At 71.3% G+C, this 1,255-nt stretch carries 2 pseudogenes; both read left to right on the forward strand.

Going from position 1 to position 1,255, the window contains the following annotated elements:
• A pseudogene (locus G3I40_RS25110) lies at window positions 1-835 on the forward strand (serine/threonine protein kinase); the annotation flags it as partial.
• 157 nt (window positions 836-992) lie between these two features.
• Window positions 993-1,255: pseudogene (locus tag G3I40_RS25115) on the forward strand (serine/threonine protein kinase); the annotation flags it as partial.

Genomic DNA, 1,255 nt, shown 5'->3' on the forward strand with positions numbered 1-1,255 from the left:
GCCCGCGCCGAAGGGGCGGATCCCGGCGCAGCCCGGCGGTCCGCCGCGCACCCCCGCGACCAGCAGGGCCTCGCTCACCGACGTCGTGCCGCGCCGCACGCTGGTGATCGTGGCGGTCATCGTCGCGCTCGCGGTGCTCGGCGTCGTGCTGGGTCTCACGCTGGGCGGGGACGACAAGGGCGAGGGAGCCGAGGGCGGCTCGGACAGGACCGCCTCGGCCGGGGCCACCGGCTCCGGCAGCTCCGCCGACACGGGCAAGGACAAGGGCCAGGACAAGGGCAAGGAAACGGGCAAGGGCGAGGACAAGGGCTCGGGCGGGGACGAGAAGGACCCCGACGAGAACAAGGGGTCGGCCGCGCCCGGCCAAGGCGCCTCGCCCAGCAGCGACGGCTCGGGCGCCGACGTCTCGGCCACGCCGTACAAGCACTCCCAGGGCTTCTCGATCGACCTGCCCAAGGGGTGGAAGTACACGTCCACCAGCGCCGCGGGCGCCCGCTTCACGGGTCCCGACGGCCAGAAGCTGCTGGTCGGCTGGACCAGCAGCCCCAAGTCGGACCCGGTCGCGGACTGGCGCAGCCAGGAGCGGTACATGCACCGTGCCCAGTACGACCGGGTCCGGATAGCGGGGGTCGACTACCGCGGCTGGAACACCGCCGACTGGGAGTTCACCTACGTCGACGGGGGCACCAAGTACCACGCCATAGACCGGGGGTTCGTGGTGAACAGCTCGCTGGGATACGGGCTGATGTACACCGCGAAGGACGCCGGCTGGAACGGCGCGCAGCGCAAGTCGACGTGGCAGACGTTCGCGCAGTCCTTCAAGCCCAAGTCGTGAAAGCTCAGGAGTCCTGAACCCGATCGCCGTTCGGCACGTATCGTGAGTGCTTGCGGACCGTACGCAGCCGTATCAGGAGGCGTCGTGACGCAACAGTTCGTACAACTGGGCACATAGCGAACGGAATTGACCGTAGGGCGGACCTCGGGGAGGCGTCGTGGACGAGTACGCGGGGCGGGTGCTCGCCGACCGTTACCGCCTGCCCGTCCTGAATTCCGATGCGTACGACACCGCCACGGAGGCCCGCGCCTTCGACACGTACAGCGGGCAGGAAGTCCTCGTGCGGCAGGTGCCGTTGCCCGAGGTCGTCGAGGCCGAGGTGCTCGACGCGGACGGGCTGCCGGAGGGGTTCAGGCCCGGGGCGCCCGCCGCGCGGGGGTCCGCCGAGCCCGCCGTCGCGCGGGCCATCGAGGCCGCGCA

The sequence above is a fragment of the Streptomyces sp. SID14478 genome (genome assembly GCF_010548525.1).
GTDB lineage: Bacteria > Actinomycetota > Actinomycetes > Streptomycetales > Streptomycetaceae > Streptomyces.